The organism is Natronorubrum halobium, assembly GCF_051351675.1.
Classification (GTDB): Archaea; Halobacteriota; Halobacteria; order Halobacteriales; family Natrialbaceae; genus Natronorubrum.
Map to the genome: position 1 here is coordinate 3,720,307 of NZ_CP195595.1, position 22,411 is coordinate 3,742,717.

23 protein-coding genes are annotated in these 22,411 nt (G+C 65.7%); 7 read left to right on the forward strand and 16 right to left on the reverse strand.

Annotation, left to right across the window (positions count from 1 at the left end; translation table 11 throughout):
• Positions 1-105 precede the first annotated feature (105 nt).
• The 8 genes from gvpM to ACSFC7_RS18495 all read right to left on the reverse strand — a co-directional run bounded on the left by gvpM (position 106) and on the right by ACSFC7_RS18495 (position 5,074).
• Complete coding sequence (gene gvpM, locus ACSFC7_RS18460; protein WP_436344282.1) at positions 106-471, reverse strand: gas vesicle protein GvpM; 366 nt, start codon at positions 469-471, stop codon at positions 106-108.
• Positions 468-1,430 carry a gas vesicle protein GvpL gene (gene gvpL / locus ACSFC7_RS18465; RefSeq protein ID WP_436344283.1) on the reverse strand — a complete coding sequence of 321 codons (963 nt, stop codon included), beginning with the start codon at positions 1,428-1,430 and terminating at the stop codon, positions 468-470. Before gvpL ends, gvpM begins: the two co-directional genes overlap by 4 nt.
• A complete protein-coding gene (locus tag ACSFC7_RS18470) occupies positions 1,427-1,771 on the reverse strand; it encodes a gas vesicle protein K (RefSeq protein ID WP_436344284.1) in 345 nt (114 codons plus the stop codon). The genes gvpL and ACSFC7_RS18470 overlap by 4 nt, the downstream gene beginning before the upstream one ends.
• Complete coding sequence (gvpJ, locus tag ACSFC7_RS18475) at positions 1,768-2,367, reverse strand: gas vesicle protein GvpJ (RefSeq protein ID WP_436344285.1); 600 nt, start codon at positions 2,365-2,367, stop codon at positions 1,768-1,770. The genes ACSFC7_RS18470 and gvpJ overlap by 4 nt, the downstream gene beginning before the upstream one ends.
• A gap of 92 nt (positions 2,368-2,459) precedes the next feature.
• Positions 2,460-3,374 (reverse strand): hypothetical protein, encoded by a 915-nt coding sequence (locus tag ACSFC7_RS18480; protein ID WP_436344286.1) that lies wholly within the window; start codon positions 3,372-3,374, stop codon positions 2,460-2,462.
• Positions 3,367-4,194 carry an Hsp20/alpha crystallin family protein gene (locus tag ACSFC7_RS18485; protein WP_436344287.1) on the reverse strand — a complete coding sequence of 276 codons (828 nt, stop codon included), beginning with the start codon at positions 4,192-4,194 and terminating at the stop codon, positions 3,367-3,369. Before ACSFC7_RS18485 ends, ACSFC7_RS18480 begins: the two co-directional genes overlap by 8 nt.
• Complete coding sequence (gene gvpF, locus ACSFC7_RS18490) at positions 4,194-4,448, reverse strand: gas vesicle protein GvpF (protein WP_436344288.1); 255 nt, start codon at positions 4,446-4,448, stop codon at positions 4,194-4,196. The genes ACSFC7_RS18485 and gvpF overlap by 1 nt, the downstream gene beginning before the upstream one ends.
• 2 nt (positions 4,449-4,450) lie before the next feature.
• Positions 4,451-5,074, reverse strand: coding sequence for a GvpL/GvpF family gas vesicle protein (locus ACSFC7_RS18495; RefSeq protein ID WP_436344289.1), 624 nt, complete (start codon positions 5,072-5,074; stop codon positions 4,451-4,453).
• 416 nt (positions 5,075-5,490) lie between these two features.
• Here ACSFC7_RS18495 and gvpA point away from each other — a divergent pair, with 416 nt between their 5' ends.
• The 4 genes from gvpA (at position 5,491) to ACSFC7_RS18515 (ending at position 8,001) form a co-directional block, all read left to right on the forward strand.
• Positions 5,491-5,778 (forward strand): gas vesicle protein GvpA, encoded by a 288-nt coding sequence (gvpA, locus tag ACSFC7_RS18500; RefSeq protein ID WP_436344290.1) that lies wholly within the window; start codon positions 5,491-5,493, stop codon positions 5,776-5,778.
• A gap of 6 nt (positions 5,779-5,784) precedes the next feature.
• The gene (gene gvpN, locus ACSFC7_RS18505) at positions 5,785-6,810 is read left to right on the forward strand and encodes a gas vesicle protein GvpN (protein ID WP_436344291.1); all 1,026 of its coding nucleotides are present in this window, start codon (positions 5,785-5,787) and stop codon (positions 6,808-6,810) included.
• A gap of 78 nt (positions 6,811-6,888) precedes the next feature.
• Positions 6,889-7,464, forward strand: coding sequence for a gas vesicle protein GvpO, halophile-type (gene gvpO, locus ACSFC7_RS18510; protein ID WP_436344292.1), 576 nt, complete (start codon positions 6,889-6,891; stop codon positions 7,462-7,464).
• Between the two features lie 198 nt (positions 7,465-7,662).
• Positions 7,663-8,001, forward strand: coding sequence for a CHY zinc finger protein (locus ACSFC7_RS18515; RefSeq protein ID WP_436344293.1), 339 nt, complete (start codon positions 7,663-7,665; stop codon positions 7,999-8,001).
• Here the strand turns inward: ACSFC7_RS18515 and ACSFC7_RS18520 are convergent.
• Together ACSFC7_RS18520 and ACSFC7_RS18525 are read right to left on the reverse strand one after the other, a co-directional pair.
• Complete coding sequence (locus tag ACSFC7_RS18520; RefSeq protein WP_436344294.1) at positions 7,971-9,548, reverse strand: ATP-binding protein; 1,578 nt, start codon at positions 9,546-9,548, stop codon at positions 7,971-7,973. The two genes, ACSFC7_RS18515 and ACSFC7_RS18520, sit on opposite strands and share 31 nt — an antisense overlap.
• 215 nt (positions 9,549-9,763) lie before the next feature.
• On the reverse strand, positions 9,764-11,299 hold the full coding sequence (locus tag ACSFC7_RS18525; protein WP_436344295.1) for a helix-turn-helix domain-containing protein: 1,536 nt from the start codon (positions 11,297-11,299) through the stop codon (positions 9,764-9,766).
• A 142-nt stretch (positions 11,300-11,441) separates the two neighbouring features.
• Between ACSFC7_RS18525 and mutS the strand changes: the two genes are divergently transcribed.
• Positions 11,442-14,183, forward strand: a complete 2,742-nt coding sequence (mutS, locus tag ACSFC7_RS18530; RefSeq protein ID WP_436344296.1) for a DNA mismatch repair protein MutS — start codon at positions 11,442-11,444, stop codon at positions 14,181-14,183.
• 43 nt (positions 14,184-14,226) lie between these two features.
• On the opposite strand, the gene ACSFC7_RS18535 is transcribed toward mutS, so the two are convergent.
• Complete coding sequence (locus ACSFC7_RS18535) at positions 14,227-14,688, reverse strand: DoxX family membrane protein (protein WP_436344297.1); 462 nt, start codon at positions 14,686-14,688, stop codon at positions 14,227-14,229.
• A gap of 63 nt (positions 14,689-14,751) precedes the next feature.
• Complete coding sequence (gene nucS, locus ACSFC7_RS18540) at positions 14,752-15,537, reverse strand: endonuclease NucS (RefSeq protein WP_436344298.1); 786 nt, start codon at positions 15,535-15,537, stop codon at positions 14,752-14,754.
• 200 nt (positions 15,538-15,737) lie between these two features.
• Here nucS and ACSFC7_RS18545 point away from each other — a divergent pair, with 200 nt between their 5' ends.
• On the forward strand, positions 15,738-16,424 hold the full coding sequence (locus tag ACSFC7_RS18545; protein WP_436344299.1) for a hypothetical protein: 687 nt from the start codon (positions 15,738-15,740) through the stop codon (positions 16,422-16,424).
• Here the strand turns inward: ACSFC7_RS18545 and ACSFC7_RS18550 are convergent, their stop codons facing one another.
• Positions 16,425-16,907 carry a hypothetical protein gene (locus ACSFC7_RS18550; protein ID WP_436344300.1) on the reverse strand — a complete coding sequence of 161 codons (483 nt, stop codon included), beginning with the start codon at positions 16,905-16,907 and terminating at the stop codon, positions 16,425-16,427.
• A 338-nt stretch (positions 16,908-17,245) separates the two neighbouring features.
• On the opposite strand from ACSFC7_RS18550, the gene ACSFC7_RS18555 reads away from it, so the two are divergent.
• Complete coding sequence (locus ACSFC7_RS18555) at positions 17,246-19,183, forward strand: beta-CASP ribonuclease aCPSF1 (RefSeq protein ID WP_436344301.1); 1,938 nt, start codon at positions 17,246-17,248, stop codon at positions 19,181-19,183.
• A 261-nt stretch (positions 19,184-19,444) separates the two neighbouring features.
• Here ACSFC7_RS18555 and ACSFC7_RS18560 read toward each other — a convergent pair whose 3' ends face one another.
• The 3 genes from ACSFC7_RS18560 to ACSFC7_RS18570 are packed head-to-tail and all read right to left on the reverse strand — an operon-like array spanning position 19,445 to position 22,399.
• On the reverse strand, positions 19,445-20,248 hold the full coding sequence (locus tag ACSFC7_RS18560; protein WP_436344302.1) for an ABC transporter permease: 804 nt from the start codon (positions 20,246-20,248) through the stop codon (positions 19,445-19,447).
• Positions 20,241-21,164 carry an ABC transporter permease gene (locus tag ACSFC7_RS18565; protein WP_436344303.1) on the reverse strand — a complete coding sequence of 308 codons (924 nt, stop codon included), beginning with the start codon at positions 21,162-21,164 and terminating at the stop codon, positions 20,241-20,243. Before ACSFC7_RS18565 ends, ACSFC7_RS18560 begins: the two co-directional genes overlap by 8 nt.
• A gap of 2 nt (positions 21,165-21,166) precedes the next feature.
• Positions 21,167-22,399 (reverse strand): ABC transporter ATP-binding protein, encoded by a 1,233-nt coding sequence (locus ACSFC7_RS18570; protein ID WP_436344304.1) that lies wholly within the window; start codon positions 22,397-22,399, stop codon positions 21,167-21,169.
• Between the last annotated feature and the right edge of the window lie 12 nt (positions 22,400-22,411).

The following is a 22,411-nucleotide window of genomic DNA, read 5'->3' on the forward strand; positions in this document are numbered from 1 at the left end:
TTCGACGGACGCCCTCCGTTTCGCTCGTTCTGTTCCGTCTCTCGATAGGTTGGGATCGAGTCCTCGAGTCGGCCCTTGGGCCCGTAACGTCCGGTTTGTCTCGGCTCACGCGGAGCCGTCGTCGCTCGGGGATCGATCCCGGTCCTGATCGTCGTCGACCGTGATCTCGTCGAGACCCTCGAACTCGCGGTTTTGTTCCCGTTCCTGGTGCCGACGGGTCCGTTTCTCTCGCTGACCGGCCTGTCTGTGCTGCCGACGGGTAACCGCCGTTTGCCGGCGTTCGATGTCCCACTGCTCGAAGAGGCCGTACTCGTTCATCGTCTCCATCCCGGCGATGGCCGCCGTCAGCTTGATCCCGACGAGCGGAATCTCCGCGACCGAGACGATCACGTCCGCGCGGAGGACGGCCCCGTCCCTGAGCAGGACGTCGAGGACGTCGACGAGGGTCTCTTCGTTCTTTTGCGGTCTCATGATTGGGACTGATCCGTCGATTCCGACTCACCGCCCAGTTCCGGTGCGAACGTGTACGGCGGCCACGGGCCCGTGAACCTGACCTCGATGCCGTCGTTCGCGGCCACGTCGTCGAGCACCGAGCCGACGGCTCCCTCGTCGTCCTCGTGAGCGAGCAGGGTGAGCCGGCAGAGCGTCTCGCCGTCGGACGCATCCCCGGCGACTTCGTCGGAGAGCGACGCGCTCGGCGACCGCTCGAGTTGGTGAACCTCTCGCGCGTGTTCGTCGAGTCGCGCCTGGAGGTCGCCGGTGATCGACTCGCGACGGGCCGCCCGCAGTTCCGTGAGTCGCTGGTCGAACTTCTTCTCGAGCAGGAACGCCGTCCCCTCCTCGGAGTCGCCGATCTGTGCGTCGAGTTCGGCCAGCCGTTCGTCGCGCTCGATCAGCGCCTCGTCGCTGATGGGATCGGTTTCGACGACCTCCACCCGGTACTCCCAGTGGTCCGCCAGACCCGACAGTGCGCGCTCGAGCGTGTCGGACTCCTCGCGGAGCCACTCGCGGACGCCCTCGTCGTCGTCCCGGAGGATCGTGTCGAACTGGAACGGGATCGGCGTCCCGAAGGCCTCGCCGGCCTCGTCGACGACCGTCTGGTGGCGGACGAGCCAGCGTCTGACCTGCGTGAGGTTCCCCGAGTCGTAGATGCCGTCGCAGGCGTGGACGACCGCGCCGATGCCGTCCTCGACCACGACCGAGACGGGTTCGCCGTCGACCCCGGTCGTCTCGAACGTCGTACGCTCGTCGTCATCGTCGACCTGTACGATGCAGTAGAGGTATCGTCCGTCGTCGATATCGGGAATGACGTCGTCGTCGACGGCCGTCTCGACGTCGTCACGGTCGCCGGTCTCGAGGGCGTCGAAGTCGTCGATCCCGTCGACGTCCTCGAGTTCCTCGAGCCGATCCGACGCGCGGTCGGAGCTCACTGCTCGTCACCCCCGAACACGGAGTAGCCGGGTTTGTTCGCGACGGTGTGATCGCCGTGGAGCTGTTCGATCGCGTCGTTGACCAGCCCGTCCAGATCGCCGCGGAGGTTGTCGACGCCGTCCTCGATCCCTTCGTCGTCTTTGAGCTGTTCGATCTCGGCCTCGATCGACGCGAGTTGCTGGCCGAGCCGTTCGATCTCCTCGTCGGAGAGGTTGCCCGACTCCATGCGTCGAACCGCTTCGCGCTCGAGGGCTTCGATCAGGATCTCGACGACCGTGATGACGAGGGTAACCAGCCCCTGACGGGCGTCCTCACCGTCGCCGACGTCGATCTGTTTCATGCGTCCTCGGCCTCCGCGTCCGCCGTTTCGGCGTCCTCGTTTTCGTCGCCCGCGTCGTCGTTACCGGACTCTCCGTCGGCGTCGCCGGACGCTGCTTCGCTCTCGTCCGCATCGTCACTGAGCAGGTCGAACCCGCCGCTCGTCGGCCGCTCCGGATCCGGCCGCGCGCCGACGTGTTCGGTCCCGCGGTCGGGCTGTTCGTAGCTCTCGGCTCCCTCGCCCGACTCTCCGTCCTCACCGTCCCCGGCGTCGTCCGAACCCTCCTCCCGCGTCTCGTCGGCATACCGTTCGTCGGCCGTGACGTTGACGCCGCGGGTCGGATCGACCGGCGCCTTCGGCCGGTCCATCTCCGCGAGTTCGGGTTCGTCGACTGCCGCGGCGACCCGGCGCATATCGGTTCCTTCGGGGAACTCGAGGCCGTACTTCGCCGCCGTCTCGAAGGAGGCGATGGCGGCTCGGACCTGCACGCCGAGCAGTTGCGTGTCGCCGATCGAGACGGCGATGTCCGCGTTGATGACGATTCCCTTGTCGAGCAGCATCTCGACGACCTCGGCGAGATCGGCCTTCTGCCGACTCGGCTGGAAGTCGTCAACCATGGGTCTCACCTCCGTAGCCGGTCGATTCCGCGTTCCCGCTCGAATCAGTCGTCTGGCTCACCCCGCGTCGTCCGGTCGTGTTCTGTGGTGGGTCACTCATTATTGTCTCTCCGTTGTTTCTCCCGTTCGATCTCGAACCGGCGGCCGTAGATGCGCTTCCGACTGGGCGCCGTCGAGAGTTTGACCTCCTGTGGCACCGTCGAGTAGCGAGCGCCGCCACCGAGGTCGCGCCGGTCGGTCGGGATCGTCGCCGCCGCGGTCGGGTTCCGCGAGTTCGTGCTCGTATCCTGGCGACGCATCTTCTCGCGGTTCATCTCGTACAACTGCTCGAACTTCTCGTGGGTCTCGAGCAGCGCCGAGCGGAAGGCGTCGATCCCCTTCATCGCCTGCTCCTGGATCGCGACCTGGTAGGCCTCGGGGTCCTCCGCGACGTTGATATCGCCGAGCGCCTCCTTCGCGTCGCCCGCGTCCATCTCGATCACGTCGTCCTCGTCGTCTCCGATCAAGTCGCCGTCGTCGTCGCCGTTGGTGACGTCCGAGATCGCGTCCTCGACCATCCCGGCGTCCTCCCCGTCTTCGAGTTCGCCGACCGCATCCTGGAGTTCGCGTTTCTCCTGCCACAGGTCGGTGAGATCGGTGGCGTCCCAGGCGTTCAGCAGATCGATCGCTCGAAACAGCTGCGTGAAGTTGACGAGGTCGCCCGCGCCCTGCTCTTCGTCCGCGAGTATCTCGGGTATTTCTCCGACCTCGATCGCCTCGAGCAGTTCGTCGCCGTCGACGGCGTCGGGAAGGTCGGTGAGATCGATCGCCTCGAGCAACTCCTCGGTCTCTCTCACGACGGTTACGAGGGTCTCGACGTCGCCGACCACTGACTCGATCGTACTGTCGTCGAGTTCGTCGACGTCCTCGACGCCGCCGAGCAACTCGTCGACGTTGGAGAGGGCGTCTTCCGCCTCGTCGAGGAGGGCGTCGAAGCTCTCGGCCCCGTCGGTCGTCTCGTCACTCATCGTCGCCCTCGCTCTCGGTCTCCGTGCTCGCGTCTTCGCCGGTCGACGGCTCGATCAGGACGGTGAGCACGCCGTTCTTGATCGTCGCTTCGGCCGTTCGGTCGCGCCAGGGAACCTCGATCCGATCGAGTTCGCTTCCCGAGACGGCGACGACGAGCGTCGAGTCGTCGAAGCCGACGGTAACGTCGTCCGGGTCGGTGCCGGCGACGTCGGCGGTGACGAGCAGTTCGTCGTCGTGACGTCGGGTCGTCAGGTGACCGTCCGACGAGGACGACCGCCGACGCCGCTTTCGGGACCGGCCCCTATCCTGATCGGAGTGGCGGTTCCGGTCGTCGGATCCCCCGCCGGTGAACGACGTCCGCTCGAACCGCGACTCGTCGGCGACGTCGTCGCCCGAACGGACCGAGATATCGTAATCGAGGACCGTCCGATCCGTTCGACGCCGTCCCGACGTCGATCCGCTATCGAGAGACTCGAGGGCGGACAGCAGGCTCGAGAGCCAGTGTGACCCCCCTTCGTCCGTGTCAGCGTTGTCGTCGCCGGGACCGGATCCGGTCGGCGAGGCGCCGACCCGCGACTCGTCCACGTCTCGTTCGTTCGACCGTCGATCGGCCGATTCCGAGTCGTCTGATCCGGACGGGTCTCCGTTCGACATCGGGTTCTCGTCCGAAGTTGGGTCCCCGTCGGCCGACGACGAGTCGTCGATCGGGACGTCCGTCGATTCGTCACCACCGACGGAATCGGCGTCCTCGTCGAGATCGTCGTGCTCGTCGGGCGATTCGTCACGTCGGTCGTTCGGATCGGAGTCGTCTACGGTCATTACGATTTTACCTCCACACGGCCGCTCGCGAGTCGTTCGTGGACGTCGCGAGCGATCTCGATCTCCGCCTCGAGTTCGTCCTTTCGGCGCTGATACTCCTCCTCTGATCGTTCGCCGAGTTCGTACAACAACTGATTCTCCTTGAGTTCGTCCTCGAGACCCTCGATATCGTACATCTCGCTGAGCGCCATCGTGTGCAGCGTGTCGACGATGCCGACGAACGGGCGAATCAGGAGGTCGTCGAGGATGAACATGGTTACTGTTGGGCTCCGATCTTGACGTCGACGAAACTGTACGGTGCGAACGGCCCCGTGTACCGGAACATGAGGTCGTCGTACTGTTCTTCGAGTTCGGCGACGGCGTCGTCGAACGCCTCGCGGTCCTCGCGCTCGACGAGGTACGAGCGATTGAGCACGAGCCGGTCGCTGAACAGGTCGTTCGGGACCGACTGGGCGGCGATGGACTCGAGTTCGTCCGCGACGGCCTCCTCGACCGCGTCGTCGTCGACGTCGGCGTCCTCCTCGCGGACGACCTTGAGACCGAGTTCGACTCGGTCCTCGACGTCGTTCAGTGCGCGCCGGAACGCCGGTCTGGCGCCGCGCAGAACGTTCTTCAGTGCTCGATCGCTCTCGAAGGCCATCCCGAACTGCATCGGGACGATCGCCCGACCGCCGTCGCGCTCCATGATCTCCCGGAGCACGTCGTCGTGTCGCTGGGCGTCCTCGTCGGTCTCCTCCGGATCGGTGGTGTCGATATCGGAGACGACGGCGTTGAGGCGGCGATGCGAGACCGTGTAGACGCGTTCGGCGCCCCCGACGGCGTCGGTCTCGAACTCGACGGGGTCGTCGTCCATCACGCCGTAGACGTATCGGTTGGTCATCGCTCGATCACCCGCGCATCGGGAGTCGACCCGACGGCTCTGCCGCTCGATGCTGCATCGGTGGTCGGTACCCGACGGCTGTCGCTCGGGGCTACTCGTGCCCGCAGGCGCGGGCCCGGTTCGTCACTGGGCTCGAGACGGATCGATCGAGATATCATGGGAGCGGGATTCGACTACCCGGGACGCGACCGAATCGCAACACGGATCGGCCGTCACCCGCGGGTACTCGAGGAACTCGTCATCTGAAAATCGACGCTCCGACGGGTTATCGTGGTGCTTGCAGGTGCAGCCCCCGACGGCGAACGAAGCAGTCGCGAGCGCGGTCCTCACTCGGTTCCAGCGTCGAATTCGGTGGACTGGCTTGCAGTCGCAGTCCAAGCCGTGTTACGAACACGCGGCAAACCGTCTCGTGTACCATGGCAGCATCATCAGGTCGACGGCCCGACTCATCGAGTCTCGCGGAAGTACTGGACCGTATCCTCGACAAGGGTGTCGTTATCGACGTCTGGGCGCGCGTCTCGGTCGTTGGTATCGAACTGCTGACGATCGAAGCCCGCGTCGTCGTGGCCTCGGTCGACACCTTCCTGCACTACGCGGAGGAGATCGCAAAAATTGAGCAAGCGACGGCGGAGGGCGACCTCGAAGAGCTGGAAGAGCTCGAGGTCGAGCCGCGTCCGGAATCGTCACCACAGTCCGCCGAATAACACTCCATGGCCGACGATTCTTCGCGCAAGCGCAAGGTCAGGGGGAGAAAAATCGCAAGCAGCCGCTCGAGCAAAGAGGGGCGGCGCGCGAAGAAAGAGCTCGCTCGCAAAACGTCGAGCGCGGGCAAAAAGAACGGCGACAGCCCCCTCACCGACCCCGAAGACGTCGTTCCCGAGCCGTTCGTCGAGACCGACGCCGTGGCCTCACTGCGAGGCCGAATCAACGGCTGGCTTCGGGCGGATCAGCCGGTCCACCTGATCGGCCCGACGGGCTGTGGGAAGACGGCGCTTGCGCTGTCGGCGGCCGCCGAACGCGGCCGGCCGGTCGTCTGGATCAACGGCGACGAGTCCGTCGACACGGCCGCTCTCGTCGGCGCCAACGCCGGCGGAGAGAGCTACAAGGAGAGCGACCAGTTCGTCGGCGGGGTGAGCAAAAAAACCGAGATCGTCCGGGAGCGATGGGTCGACAACCCGCTCTCGGTGGCCGTCCGGGAGGGCGCGACGCTCGTCTACAACGAGTTCTCGCGCAGCGATCCCTCCGCCCACAACGTCTTGCTCTCGGTGTTCGAGGAGGGGGTCCTCGAGCGACCGGGCAAGAAGGGCGCGGATCGATCGATCGACGTCCACCCCGAGTTCCGGGCGATTCTGACCTCGAACGACGTCGAGTACGCGGGTGTCCACCGGCAACAGGACGCGCTGCTCGACCGCTTCGTCGGCGTCCACATCGACTACTACGACGCGGAGACCGAACGCGAGATCGTCAACTCACACGTCGATCTCTCCGAGGAGGACGTCGAGACGATCGTCAACGCGACGCGAGCACTGCGCGACGAACTCGACATCGTCGTCGGCACGCGAGCGGCGATCACGGCCGCGAAGGGACTCACGGTCTTCGACGACGGCAGCGAGAACGGCGAGTTCAAAGACGAGTTGCTGACGGAGGTCTTTATGGACGTCCTGGCCCCGAAGATCGCCGGTGAAGGCCCCGACGACGTCACACAGCTCCGGTCACAGATCGCCGAAGCGCTCTGACCGGTCGACGACCCCGAAATCGAACCCACACCATCCGACAGCCAGACACAAAACCGACGATAGGTTCACCACACACCAATGGCCGAAGCCGACACAAAGCAATCGACGGATCAGTGCAAGGCGCTCACCGAGGACGGCGAGCGCTGTTCACGGCCGGCCCGAGACGACGGTTTTTGCTACCAACATGACGAGAGTGATCAAACCGTGAGCGACAGTCAGACAGCCGAAGCAGAGCAGGACGAACAGGACGAGCAAGCGCAATCCGAACAGGACGAGCAAGCGCAATCCGAACAGGACGCCGAGAGTCAGGAGCTCGGAGCGGCCGACATGACCGCCGACGAGAAGACGGACCCCGACGATGTCGACGCCGACGTCGAGACCGACCACGACGAAATCGCCGGCGTCCTCGCCGTTCGACGGACCGTCGAGTCGACGGCGGGCGAACTCATCGGCAGGGAGTTCGACGCCGTCAGCGAGATCTCCCCGACCGACGACGGCTGGCGCGCAGTCGTCGAGGTCGTCGAACGTCGCGCCGTTCCCGATACGCAGGATATCGTCGGGCGCTACGAGATCGAACTCACCGAGGATGCGACCGTCCACGGCTACCGACGTCTCGACCGTTACCGCCGCGGCGACACGGCGACGTTCGAGTAACGGACGGCCGCTCTACGGTGATTTCGAAAGCGCCCCGTCTGCGGCCACCGCGGCCGCCTGAGCCGCGGGTACCGCTCGAATCGTCACTGCACCCGGCCGATCGCTCACACCGTCGCTGTCCGGCCATCACCCACGCCGCCGAGGGATCCAGGTCGCAACGCTGAGGATCCCTCCCTCCGTGGGTACGGCCACCAACCCGTGTCTGGCCCACCCGTTCACGGCGTCGACGTCGGTCCGGAAACCCGGTGCGCCCACTACCACACCGACCGCGACGTCGTCGCCTTCAAATTCGACTGTTGCGAGCAGTACTATCCCTGTTATCGGTGTCACAAGGAGACGACGGACCACGAGGCGATCCCGTGGCCCCGCGAGCGCTTCGACGAGCACTCGGTGCTGTGTGGCGTCTGTGACACCGCACTCACCGTTCCCGAGTATCTCGAGGCCGGCCATCGCTGCCCGTCGTGTGACGCCGCGTTCAACCCCGGCTGTCGCGCCCACGCGGATCGCTACTTCGAGACGGACGGATCGACGGAGTAGCCGTCGGTGCGAGAATCGTCGTCCGCGAATTCGACACCGGTGATCTCGAACCGCGCACCGCCCGCAGTCCCCTCCGTCACGGCCCGATCCCAGCCGTGAGCGTCGACGATGTCGTTCACGATCGCGAGTCCGAGCCCGGTGCCCGTCTCCCCGGTCGAGTAGCCGCTCTCGAAGACCGTCTCCCGTTCGGCTTCGGGGATTCCTCTGCCGTCGTCTTCGACGTAGAAGCCGGTGGCGTTCTCGAGCGCACCGACCGTCACCGTGACGTCGTCACCGTGTTCGACGCAGTCGTCGACCCGCGGCCGACTGTTCGTGGAGCCGTGCTCCACACAGTTCCGAAACAGATTCTCCAGCAGTTGCCGGAGCCGAGACCGGTCCGCCCGGATCGTTCGGGTAGTGTCGGTGACGAGCGTCGCCTCGGCGGTCGCGACGGTCTCCCAGCAGGTCTCCGCCAGTTCCGAGAGGGGAACGGGTTCCGGATCGCTCACGGCGTCGCCCTGACGGGAGAGTGCCAGGACGTCGTCGATCAACGTTTCCATCCGCTCGAGCGCCGTCGCCACGTCTTCGAGGTGTTCGCTGTCAGTTTCTTCGCAGGCCAACTCGAGTCGGCCCTCGGCCACGTTCAACGGGTTCCGGAGGTCGTGGGTGACGATACTCGCGAACGCGTCGAGTCGGTCGTTCTGTCGCCTGAGAACGTCCTCGCGTTCGAGCTGTTCGATGACGCTCGCCGTGTGACTGACGAGTAGCTCCGCGAACTCGACGTCCTGTGCGTCGAAGGTGTTCGGTTCGGTACTCACCGCCTGAAAGACGCCGCGATCGCCGATCGGGACGCTGATCGCGGAGCGATACGACACCTTCGCTGGATCAGTTCCGTCGTCGTCCACGACCTCGTCGACGACGTAGGACTCGCCGCGCTGGAACGTTTTGCCGGCGAGACCCTGATCGATCCGCATCGGCCGACTACCGCCCGGTTTCGCGCCCGCTGAGACTGCGTAGGGGACGAGCCACTCGTCCTCACGCACCATGACGCTGCACATGTAGAACTCGAGGATGTCGGCCGCTGCAGTGACCGTCCGCTCGCAGACATCCGCTACCGTCTCCTCGGTCTGGAGCGTCGTCGCGACGTCGTGAAGGGCTTTCAGGGCGGATTGTCGCCGTTCTCTACCCGTATCGCGGCCGTCGACGGCGGCGACGATCCGGGTTGCCAGCGTCGCGTACTGCTCGCGACCCTCGGTTCGTTGGAGGTAGTCGGTGACGCCGGCGGAAATCGCGGCGCTAGCGACTGCCTCACTCCCGTTTTCGGTGAACAAAACGAACGGTAAGTCGGCATACGCCGCTCGAACGGCGTCGAGAAATCCGATCCCGTCCATTCCGGGCGTCTCGTACGCACTGACGATGCAATCGATCGCAGCGTCGGCGAGCCGGTCGAGTCCCTCGCTCGCACTCGACGCCGTTTCGACGACGAACCGGTCGTCTTCGCACTCGAGACGAGTCGCGGTTTCGGTCGGCCTCGTACCGACGTACAACACCCGAATCGAACCGCCCATGCTATTACCAGAACCCACTGCTGAGGACCATATAAATCTATTAACAAATAAGCGAGTAAACCGCGATTAGATCATCGATCTGCGTCGCTGATTCAGTTCCCAGGGCGGTTCTCACTACACCGTCCGTCCGAAAATCTAATCGGTGGGTGGGGCGCCGCCCGGATACCGGCTCCCCGAGTCCCAGCTATCGACGAGCGTGACCAGAACGAGTACGATCAGTCGTCTGCAGGCGCCGACGACGACGCTGCCGAATCGTCCTCGAGCGACGGGTCCGCGTCGCGTAGCGCGGCCTCGACCGGCGGTGTCAGTTCGTTCGTCACCGACCGACCGTCTTTCTCGCGAACGACCAGTCCGTTCTCCTCGAGCGCCGAGAGGTGGTGCGAGACGGTACTCGGATCGCGCTCGAGTTCGTCCGCGAGTCGGCCGTTGTTGACCGCGCCGAGTTCGGCGAGCGTCTCGAGGACGTCGCGTTTGGCCGGTTCCTCGAGGGCGGCGTGGAGTTCGACGGTGGCGACGGTGTCGCTCTCGTCCGTGGCTTCCGTCGGCGTCTCACCGTCGGCGAGGAAGTACCGCCGCTTGCCGTTGACCTTGGCCGTCGTCACCAGCCCCTCCTCCTCGAGGACGCGCACGTGGTGGCGAACCGTCGAGAGTGCGACGTCGCTCTCCTCGCTCACCTGCGAGAGATAACAGCCGGAATCGGCCTGGATGGTCTCGTAGACCGCCCGGCGACGGTCGTTCTCGAGCGGGTCGGAGTCGTCGTATCGGCTGTAGCCGAAGATCGGTGCGAGCTCCCAGGGGAGGATCGAACCGACGCGCCGGAGGTGTCGCAGTCCGCCGGCCTGGCTCAGCCACCTCGCGAGGAGACCACTCGCGCCACCCGCGGCGCCCGACGCTCCACCCGCGGCGCCCGACGCGCTGGCACCAGCACCAACACCGGCTCCCGCGCCGGCACTGGCACCGGCTCCTGCGCCGGCACCGCTCGCCGCAGCCCCGGACGCGGTGATCGCCCCGAGCAGGCCGACGAGCACGGCGTCGGTCGCCGTCGACGTGCCGCCCGAGGAGTTGCCGTCGTCCGAGTCGGCGGCGCTCGCACTCTCGCCGTCGGACTCGTCGCTCGAGTCACTCCCGACGTCGGCGCTCGCCTCGAGACCGACGTCGACTGTTTCGGGGAGCGCGCCGACCGTCTCGACGCCACCGGTCACGACGTCTGCGAGGAACACGACCGGGTCTGTGGTGACGTTCTCGGCAGTCTCCGCGACCCCGCCGGTAAGCGAGTCGATCGGTTCCGTGACTGCCTCCTCGAGTCGCTCAGTCGTTCCACCGGCCGTGTCCTCGAGGTCGTCGACCGTCTCGTTCGTCGTGTTTTCGAGACTATCGATCGTCTCGTCGGTCGCGTTCTCGAGATCGGCCGTCGTCCCGTTCGTCGATTCATCGAGGTCGTCTGCCGTCTCGTCGACCGTTGCTTCGAGGTCGGCGGTCGTGTTTTCGACCTCGTCAGTGGTGTCGTCCGTCGTGTTCTCGGATTCATCACCCGTCTCGTTCGTCGACACCTCGAGGACGTCAGTCGTGTTCTCGAGATCGCCATCCGTCTCGGTGGTGGACGCCTCGATCGAATCGCCGTCCGGTTCCAGATCCGTCGACCCGCTTGCCGGCGGTACCGCTGTCACAGCGCCGGCTATCCCGGCACCGACGAGCAGGACGGCGACGAGAGACACGAGCAGCCGACTCGCGACCGACGAACGGGTGCGCATGCTATTCACCTTCCCCTCGGACGCCAACCGTAATACGCTTTTTCCGTTCTCGTGACAGTCACGCTACCAGACCAGTCCGTGAGAGCGATCGAACGCGGTCGATCCAGCAAGCTATTTCCGCGTTCGAAGCCGGATTTCGGGTATGGATCCGGCGCTTGGCCCTCCCGAGGCGATGGCCGAGAAACGCGACGAACTGACGCCCATGATGGCTCAGTATCACGATCTCTGTGCCCGCTACGACGACGCGATCGTCCTCTTTCAGGTGGGGGACTTCTACGAGACGTTCTGCGGCGCCGCCGAGCGAACCGCGAGACTGCTCGAGATCGCGCTCACGAGCCGCGAGGACAGCACCGGCGAGTATCCGATGGCCGGCATCCCGATCGACAACGCCGAGTCGTACGTCGAGGAGTTGCTCGAGGCCGGCTACCGGGTCGCCGTGGCGGACCAGGTCGAAGAGCCGGGCGAGACACCGGGCGTCGTCGAACGGGCGGTCACGCGCGTGGTCACACCGGGAACGCTCACCGAAGACGAACTGCTCGCGAGCGACGACAACAACTTCGTCGCCGCAGTGGCTCGTGACGGCTCCGGCGCGGGGAGCGACGACCCCGAACTCGCGCTCGCCCTCCTCGACGTCTCGACCGGCGACTTCCTCGCGACGAGTTCGACCTCGAGCGAGGCCGTCGCGGACGAGGTAAGCCGATTCGACCCCTCGGAGGCCGTCGTCGGCCCGAACGCGCCGACCGATCTCTTCCCGGAAAGCTGTATGGTGACGCCGTACGACCCGTCAGCCTTCGACCGCGAGCGAGCGGGCGAGACCGTCTCGCGGTACTTCCGAAACCCCGACGCGCTGCTGGCCAGCGACGCCGAGATTCGCGCCTGTGGCGCACTGCTCGCCTACGCGGAGTACGTCCGCGGCGGCGCACACGAGGGCGAGCGAGATACGACGCTCGAGGACGAGGAAGCCGACGAAACGACGGATGGAGACGCCGCAGAAACCGACGATCCGGACCGCAACCGCCTCGAGTACATCACCCACCTCACGCGGTACGACCCCCGCGAGTACCTCCTGCTCGACGCGGTTGCCCTGCGAAGTCTCGAACTCTTCGAACCCCGAGCCGTCGACGGCCGCGAGGAGGCGACGCTCGTCGGCGTGCTGGACGAGACCGCGTGTGCACTGGGCGGCCGGAAGCTCCGCGACTGGATTCGACGGCCGCTGCTCGAGCCCGACCGAATCGAGGCGCGCCTCGACGCCGTCGAGGAGTTGACGGCCGACGTCCGGACGCGAGAGACGCTGCACGACCGGCTCCGGAACGTCTACGACCTCGAGCGGCTGATCGGTCGCATCTCCCGCGAGCGGGCGAACGCGCGCGATCTGCGCTCGCTTCGTGACACGCTGGCCGTCGTGCCCGAAATTCGCGACCGGATCGCCGACGCCGACTGTACGCGGCTGCGTGAACTCCACGAGAGCCTCGATCCGCTCGTGGACGTCCGCGAACTGATCGACGACGCGATCGTCTCCGACCCACCGATCGAGATCACCGAGGGCGACATCATCGCCGAGGGGTACGACGACGGGCTGGACGACCTGCGCGCGACCGCTCGAGACGGCAAACAGTGGATCGACGACCTCGAGGACGGCGAACGCGAGCGCACCGGGATCGACTCGTTGAAGGTCGGCTACAACTCGGTCCACGGCTACTACATCGAGGTGACGAACCCGAACCTGAATTCGGTCCCGGAGAACTACGAGCGCCGCCAGACCCTCAAAAACTCCGAGCGGTTCGTCACGCCGGAACTCAAGGAGCGCGAGGACCGGATCGTCGGCGCCGAGGAGCGCGCCGACGACCGCGAGTACGAACTCTTCCGTGCGGTCCGGCGCGAGATCGCAGAGGAGGTCGAACGCGTCCAGCAACTCGCCGACGCGCTGGCGACGCTCGACGCGCTCGTCTCGCTCGCGACCGTCGCCGCGCAGTACGATTACTGTCGCCCGGAGATCGTCGAGCGAGGGAGTCGGGACGGCCTCGAGATCGACATCGACGGCGGCCGTCACCCCGTCGTCGAACGCACCCAGGAGTCGTTCGTCCCGAACGACGCCCAGTTGACGGACGACCGGCGACTGGCGGTGATTACGGGGCCCAACATGTCGGGCAAGTCGACCTACATGCGACAGGTCGCCCAGATCGTCCTGCTCGCACAGGTCGGTAGCTTCGTCCCCGCGAAGTCGGCGCGACTCACTCCGGTCGACCGTATCTTCACCCGCGTCGGTGCCAGCGACGACATCGCGGGCGGCCGCTCGACGTTCATGGTCGAGATGGACGAACTCGCGACCATCCTGCGCGAGGCCGACGAGCACTCGCTGGTCCTGCTGGACGAAGTGGGTCGAGGCACGTCGACCGCGGACGGCCTCGCCATCGCGCAAGCGATCACCGAGCACCTCCACGACGCGGTCGGCGCGACGGCGCTCTTCGCGACGCACCACCATCCGCTGACGGAGGTAGCGGACGACCTCGAGGACGCCTTTACGCTCCACTTCGAGGTCGATCAGGAGGACGACGGGGTCGTCTTCCACCACGATATCGCACCCGATGCGGCGACGGGCTCCTACGGCGTGGAGGTCGCGACCGCTGCGGGAGTGCCCGAGGACGTGGTCGAGCGCTCTCGAGAACTGGTCGCGGCCGAGAACGAGACGATCGACGAGCGCGACGACAGTGGTTCCGAACGGCAGCCCACCGAGGCCGAAGAGTCAGTCGCGACTGCGACCGCAGACGGTGGAGATATCCCGACCGACGTCGCCGCCGAACTCCGCGCGCTCGACCTCGCGCATCTCACGCCCGTCGAGGCGCTGACGGAGTTGGATCGGCTAAAGCAACTGCTCGACGAGTGAGCAGGGACGAGCGTCGGCGGGGTCAAAAACGAATCCGCGCCGATCAGTTCTCGCGCTGGCCGACCTTCAGGAAGGCGAGAGCGGCCCCGAGCAGCGCGGTGTTCTTCAGGAAGTGGATCAGCTGCTGTTGTTGTTCTTCGGGGTCGTCGACGTTCCAGAAGTCGTGCATCATCGGCGTGACGCCGATGAGGAAGCTGGCGATCGCCGCACCGGCCGCCGCCGGAACTCGCCAGAGTGCGATGCCGATGCCGCCCATCAGGAGACCGCCGCTGATCGCGGGGACGGACAGTTGGGGAGCCGGTACGTCCTTGGATTCGGCGTAGGCGATTCGCCCCTCGAGATTCCGCAGATTGTCGAGGGCGTTGAACGCGAGGATGCCGCCGAACAGGAGTCGTCCGAGACGGAACAGGGTGCTTTCCGTAACTTCGGACCCGGTTCCGCTCGGGTCGGTTCCGACCGTCGATCCGCTGTCGCTTTGCTGTCGCTCCTGAGAGAGGAAACTCATGGTCTCTCCTCGCGTCCCGATCGGATTAGGTGACCGGGCGGCAAGTGCAGGCGCTCGTCGAGTTCACTCGCCGGTCGGCTCGAGCGAGACGAACTCGAGACCGTGGTCGGCCAGCAGCCCGTCCGCCCGGTCGGTCACCGAGGGCGCGACCAGAACCCCCCGGACGGACGCGTCGGCGTGGAGGTCTCGCTCCAGGGCGTCGACGTACCGCCGCAGTTGACTCACCGCGTCCGGCCCGACGCGACGACGTTTGAGTTCGACGACGACCGTCCGCCCCGCCGCGTCTTCGCCGTAGATGTCGATCGCGCCCGCTGCCGTGTCGCGTTCCGTCGCGAGCGGGGTGAATCCGGCCTCGAGCAGCGCGGGCTCCTCGAGAATCCGTTGGCGGAGATCCTCCTCGGTCCCTGAAAGGGCGAGTTCGTTCTCGTCGGAGCCGGAGAACGTCGAGACCTGCAGGACGCGCTGGAAGCGAACGAGCAGTCGCTCGTCGGGGGTCGATCGAACGCTCTCGAGGACGAGTTCGGGTTCGGCGTCGGTGTCGTCGTTCTCGTCGGAGCCAGCGTCACAGAAGACGTCGTGGTCGCAGCCCGGCGGCTGCCAGTTGACCGGCTGTTGACCCTCGTCGGTGTGGACCAGCGCCGCGCCGTCGGGTTTGAGCATCACGTGGCGGTCGCCCGCCTCGAGGGTGCTCGAGGCCCGCCCGTCGTAATCGACCGTACAGCAGCCGAAGACCGTCACGAGGGCCTCGCGCTCGAGTCCGTCGGCGATGGCCTCGCAGGCGGCCTCGAGGGCGGGTTGCTCGAGGGTCACCGCCTGTGAACGCCGCGTCGTCGGTGTACCGGAGGTCACTGTGACGGGATAGCCCGCGAGCGAATAAAAGGAATCCGGACCGCGTACCGGGGCGTGTGCGCGGACACACCGGTACTTCGGAATCCGGTGCAGATCGAAAACCGGCGTGGATCTCCCTGCAGAGGGAGCGTGGTAGTTGTCCGTCGGGTCGTTTCGGAAAGTACGAGGGTTTATTCGCGCTCGCCTCTGAAGCCGGCACGATGACACCCGACCCAACCCGACGCCGCGTGCTGCAGCTTTCCGGCGCCGGGGCGACCGCATCACTCGCCGGCTGTACCAGCATTTTTTCGGACTCCGAGCGCGAACTCAACGCGGATTCGGAACCCGATATCGATCCGGCAGCGGGAATCACCGCGATCGTACAGCCACCCGAAGACGCGCTTCAGGGCGTCCAACAGGAGGTATCCACCGAACTCGAGTCGGGCGAGATCAGCCGGGAGGAAGCACAACTCGAGATGCAGGAACGCCAGCAAGAGCTGTTCCTGTCGCGGTCGATCGAGTTCGAAGGGGAGCTGTCCGACACCAACGTCTCGATCGAGGCTGCGATCGGCGAGCACGGTGCGTTTTTGCTGACGGGTTCGGACGAAGGGTTGGTCGATCTGCTGCGCAACAACGACGTCGAAGCGTTGCTTCCCGGTGAGGAGTACGAAGCGGCACTTCAGGCGCAGTCGGGCGCCGACCCCGGTGCTGAGCCGGAGCCCGAACCCGACCCGGACGAAGACGCCGGCAACGCTGACGATGCTGACGACGGTGATGCGGATTCCAACGACAGCGATTCCGACGACGGATCGACCGACGACGAGGAAGACGAAGACGCCGACGACGGATCGGACGCCGACGAAGAACCGGGCGACGACACGGATACTGAGAACGAATCGGCGGACTGATCACTCGACGCCGAACGGACTCTCGCGCTCGGTCCAGTTCCAGCCCGGAATTCGCTCCTGAAAGCCGGCCGCGAGCGCGGCCTCGCAATCGTCGACGCCCGCGTTTTCGTCCCCGTCTCCGTGGACCCGCAGGTCGGCGTAGTGGAACGTCGCCTCGCCGAGGGTCCGAAGGGGCTGCGTGCCGGAAATCGTCGCGGCGAGTTCGCGACCGAGAATCTCGTCGACGACGAAACCGGGATAGTCGCCCTCGACGTCGAGACCCCGGAGAATCGCGACCATAGCGGCGACGTTGACGGCCAGATCGCCGTCGGCGAAGACGGCGTCGACTTCCTCGAGATACTGCGCTTCGGTCACGTGGTCGACGTCGGTGTCGAAGGTCTCGCCGAGGTCGTCGCGGACATCGTTGATGATCGGAACGACGGTCTCGACCCGTTCAGCGACCCAGTTTCGCTCCGTAACGACACGCTCCGGTGTCAGGTTCATGCTCCCCGTTTGCGCCGAACACCCCTGTGTTTTGCGAAGGCTTATATACGACGCAAAGAATAGCGTCGAATAAGCGGGTTCTCCCTGGAATCTTCCCGCACGAACCAGGACAACCGTTCTGGGAGCGTGTTTGTCACAGCACGGTACAACGCGATGATCCGGGATACTGGACTGCAGACGACCGACGTTGTTTCACCACGACGGCTCTCGACGACAGTGAGGCCGACGCGTAGCGACGTTCGCATCGTCCTCATCTCGAGGGCTGGTTCCCGACCGTCCGTATCCGGCTGGACACCTGCTCCCCGGCGGCGAGTTCACGCAAGCCACAATTGGCGATTATGAGTACTGTAGAGCAGCAACTCGACGATTTGAAAGCAGAGATCACGAGCGAGTTACCGAACGATATCTCGGTCTCCTCGGTGAAGTACGAAGGCCCCGAACTGGTGGTCTACACCCGCGATCCGAAGAAGTTCGCCCAACAGGGCGACCTCATTCGAAAACTCGCGAGCAAGCTACGCAAGCGGATCACCGTTCGTCCGGATCCGAGCGTCCTCTCGCGGCCCGACGAAGCCCGCGAGCAGATCATGAACGTCATCCCCGAAGAGGCGGGCGTCACGGATCTGGACTTCCACGCCGACACCGGCGAGGTCGTCATCGAGGCCGAGAAGCCCGGCATGGTGATCGGCCGCCACGGCTCGACGCTCCGTGATATCACGAAGAACGTCGGCTGGACCCCCGAAGTCGTTCGGACGCCGCCGATCGAATCCTCGACCGTCTCGAACGTTCGGAGCTTCCTGAAGCAGGAACGCGACGATCGACGGGACATTTTAGAGAAGGTCGGCCGACAGATTCACCGCGAGGAGATGTCGGACGACGAGTACGTCCGCATCACCACGCTCGGCTGCTGTCGCGAGGTCGGACGGGCCTCTTTCATCCTCTCGACCCCCGAAACTCGAATCCTCATCGACTGCGGTGACAAGCCCGGCGCGGAGGGCGAAGTGCCGTACCTCCACGCCCCCGAGGCGCTCGGCGCGGGGCCCCAGACCATCGACGCGGTCGTGCTCACTCACGCTCACCTCGACCACTCCGCGCTCATCCCGCTGCTGTTCAAGTACGGCTACGACGGCCCGATCTACTGTACCGAACCGACGCGGGATCTGATGGGGCTCCTGACGCTCGACTACCTCGACGTCGCGGCCAAGGAAGGCCGCGCCCCGCCGTACGAATCGGAGCAGGTTCGCGAAGCGATCAAACACTGCATCCCGCTCGAGTACGGCGACGTCACCGACATCGCGCCGGACGTCAAACTCACCTTCCACAACGCCGGTCATATTCTCGGCTCGGCCGTCTCCCACTTCCACATCGGCGACGGTCTCTACAACGTCGCCTTCTCCGGCGACATTCACTACGAGGACACCCGCCTGTTCAACGGCGCCGTCAACGACTTCCCGCGCGTGGAGACGCTCGTCCTCGAGTCGACCTACGGCGGTCGCAACGACTACCAGACCGATCAGGAAGACTCCGAGAAGAACCTCAAAGAGATCATCACGGAGACCTACGAGAAGGGTGGCAAAGTCGTCATCCCCGCGTTCGCGGTGGGTCGCTCGCAGGAGATCATGCTCGTCTTAGAGCAGGCGATGCGCAGCGGCGACATCCCCCGAATGCCGGTCCACCTCGACGGGATGATCTGGGAGGCGACCGCGATCCACACGACCTACCCCGAGTACCTGCGCGACGACCTCCGGGACCGCATCTTCCACGACGACGAGAACCCGTTCCTCGCCGAGGAGTTCAACCACATCGACGCCGGCGAGGAGGAGCGTCAGGACGTCGCCGACGGCGAACCCTGCATCATCCTCTCGACGTCCGGTATGGTCACCGGCGGTCCGATCATGTCCTGGCTCGGCCACCTCGGCCCCGACCCGGACTCGACGCTCGTCTTCGTCGGCTACCAGGCCCAGGGAACCCTCGGCCGCCGCATCCAGAACGGCTGGGACGAGATTCCGACCAGCGAGGTCGGTGCCATGGGCTCGAACAGCAACGGACGCGGCACCCTCTCGCTCAACATGAACGTCGAGACCGTCGACGGCTTCTCCGGCCACGCCGACCGCGCCGGCCTCGAGAACTTCGTCAAGACGATGAACCCCCGTCCCGAGAAGGTCCTCTGCGTTCACGGCGACGAGCGGTCCACCCAGGACCTCTCGTCGGCGCTGTACCACGACTACAACATGCGCACCTTCGCGCCGAAGAACCTCGAGACTTTCCGCTTCCTGTAAAGTCTCCGAAAACGCGAAGCGATTTTGAGCTCCCTCGGCGAGCGCTGGCGCGCTCGCCATCTCGAAACTCGCGCCGACGCTCCTCTCCGAGCAGTTCGATCCGTTCACCCTCGTACAGAAGGCGTCCGCATCCGTGATCATCTTCGTTGGCTGTGCGCTGATCCAGTTTAGCTACGTCTGAGACGGCTGCTCGAGACCGAGTCGACGAGCGAAATCGCGCCGACAAGAACGAGAAGCGGTCGGCCGCCGATCGCCTGCCGGTCAGGACAGTTGCTTCGAGACCCACTGCAGGTTCGTCGCGAGCGCAGCGAGCGCGATCGCGCCGATCGACATGAGGATCAGGAACGTCGAGACCACGCTCACCATCGGATCCAGCGACTGCCGTACTTCGGTCCAGGCGACGACCGGGATGGTCTCCGTACTGTGACTCGAGAGGAACAGCGCCATCACGAACTCCTGAAGGCTGACGATAAAGGCGAGCAGCGCGCCGACGAAGATCCCGTGTTTCACGTTCGGGAGCACGACGTGGACGAACGACTGGATCGGCCCGGCGCCGAGGTCGCGCGCGGCGTCGAGCAGTTGCCAGTCGAACCGGCTGAACACCGATCGCATCACGAAGTAGACGAGCGGCGTCGCCCACAGCGAGTGCGCGAGGACGATGCTCAGGTAGGAGGCCTCGAGGCCGACCCTGTTGAAGTAGACCAGCATCGTGATCCCGAGGATGATCGGCGGGATCAACAGCGGCAGGAGGACGAGCGGCGCGAGCAGCCGACCCGCGGAGCCGTCGTCCAGTTCCTGCCCGAAGGCGGCCGTCACGCCGAGCGTCGTCGCGACGACGGTCGTCCCGGCGCCGACGACGAGGCTGTTGTCGAACGCCTCGAGCCAGAGATCGTCGGCGAAGAACTCGCGGTACCAGACCAGCGAGTAGCTCTCGGGCGGGAACGCGAGTTGGCCCGACGCCGCGAACGAGGTGACGACGACGACGACCAGCGGCAACAGCATGAACGCTGCGATCGCCAGGTATCCCGCCCGGAACAGGGCGTTCTCGAGCGTCTCTCTATGCATACTCGAACTCACCTCCGAAGCGGCTGAGCGTCGCGTAGAGGACGGCCACACTCGCGAGCATCAGGACGAGCATGATCGCGGAGAACGCGGTCGCGAGCTCCCACTGGAGGTCGCCCAGCAGGCGCTGCTCGACCTCGATCGCGAACGTTCGGTCCCCGCCGGTGCCGAGCAACCCCGGCGCGGCGTAGGCACCGACGCTCCAGGCGAAGGAGATCACCGTCGCGACGATGATCCCGGGCATCGCCTGCGGGACGACGACCTCGAGGACCGAGCGCGGACGGCTCGCCCCGAGGTCGCGGGCGGCCTCGACGACGTCCCAGTCCATCGTCGACAGGACGCTGTAGATCGCCAGCACGGCGTACGGAAGCACGATGTAGACCTGCCCGACGATCACGCCCGTCGTCCCGGGGACGAACTGGATCGGATCGGCGATCAGGTTCAGCGACAGCAGCAGGTCGTTGACCGTGCCGCTCGGCGCGAGCAGCGGCCAGAACGCGTAGGTCTTGATGACGAGCGTCGTCAACAGCGGCAGGACGACCGAGAACAACAGCAGCGACTCGACCAGTCCGTCGGCTCGCCAGATCGCGTACGCGTAGAACAGCGCGACGACGACGGTGATCACCGTCACCGCCAGTCCCATCGCGAACGAGTAGGCGACGATATCCCGTAACAACCCGCTGGTGAGCACGTCGGCGTAGCCGGAAAGCGACCACGTGCCCTCGAGGTAGCGGAGGTCCGCCGACCCCTCCGCGACGCTGATCCGCAGGAGGATCAGGAACGGCGCGACGAAGATCAGCAGTTCGAACAGGGCCAGCGGAGCCATCAGCAACAGCGCCCGCTTCGAGCGCGACCCCTCGCGGATGGGCTCCCAGACGCGGCCGAGCGGTCCCGGAAGCGACGATTGCGTTCCGGACATCGTTACGGATCGACCCTCGAGCCGTCGTCGCGGAACGCGAGGACGTCCGTGCCGTCCCAGCCAATGCGAATGTCGTCGCCGACGTCGAACGCGCCGGAGTCGGAGACGGTCCGTTCGACGAACACCGGCGTGTCGTCGACCGAGACGGAGTACCTGACGGTGGAGCCGCGGTAGATGACGTTCTCGATCGTGCCGACGACCGCGTTCCGCGTGCTCCCGTCGGTCATCGCGGGTTGTGCGTGCTCGCCGTCGGTCGCGGTCGACTCGGACGCCGGATCGATCGCGAGCACCTCGGGACGAAGCGAGAGCGTCACCGATTCGCCTTCGGCGAGGGCGTCGCCATCGGCGTTTTCGTCACCGTCGTCCTTCACGTCGCCGTCACCGTCGGCCTTCACGCCGCCGTCGCCGTCGACCTTCACGCCGCCGTCGCCGTCGGTCGTCGGGAGAACCACCGTCCGTCCGAGTTCCGTCTCGACGTGCGCCGCGTCGGCGGTCGTCCGCGTCACCTCGCCCGAGACGAAGTTCGTGTCGCCGAGGAAGCCCTCGATGAACCGGTTTCGGGGATGCTCGTAGACCTCGTGCGGGTCGCCGATCTGGACGAGTTCGCCGTCGGCCATGATCCCGATCCGATCGGCGAGCGTGAACGCCTCGTCCTGATCGTGAGTGACGTGGACGAACGTCGTTTCGACGTCCTCGTGGATCTCCCGGAGTTCGATCTGCATGTCCTCGCTGAGCCGCTTGTCGAGGTTCGACAGCGGTTCGTCGAGCAGGAGGACGTCGGGTTCGACCGCGAGCGACCGCGCGAGGGCGACGCGCTGCTTCTGGCCGCCGCTCAGGTTCGTGGGGTCGTCGTCGACGTACTCGCCCATCTCGACGCGCTCGAGCATCTCCCGGGCCCGTTCGCGGCGCTCGGCTTTCGAGACGCCGTCCATCTTCAGTCCGAAGGCGACGTTCTCGAGGACCGTCTTGTGGGGAAACAGCGCCCAGTCCTGGAACACCGTCGCGGTGGCGCGGTCGTAGGCGGGACGATCGGTTACGTCCGCGTCGTCCACGCGTATCTCGCCGTCGGACGGCGTCTCGAGGCCGGCGAGCATTCTGAGCGTCGTGGACTTGCCGCTGCCGCTGGGACCGAGCAGGCAGAGCAGTTCGCCGTCGTCGATCGTCATCGAGACATCCTCGACGGCGAGCGTCTCTCCGTACCGTTTCTCCAGTCCGGAAATCGTAATGTGTGACATAAGTAGCGTAGC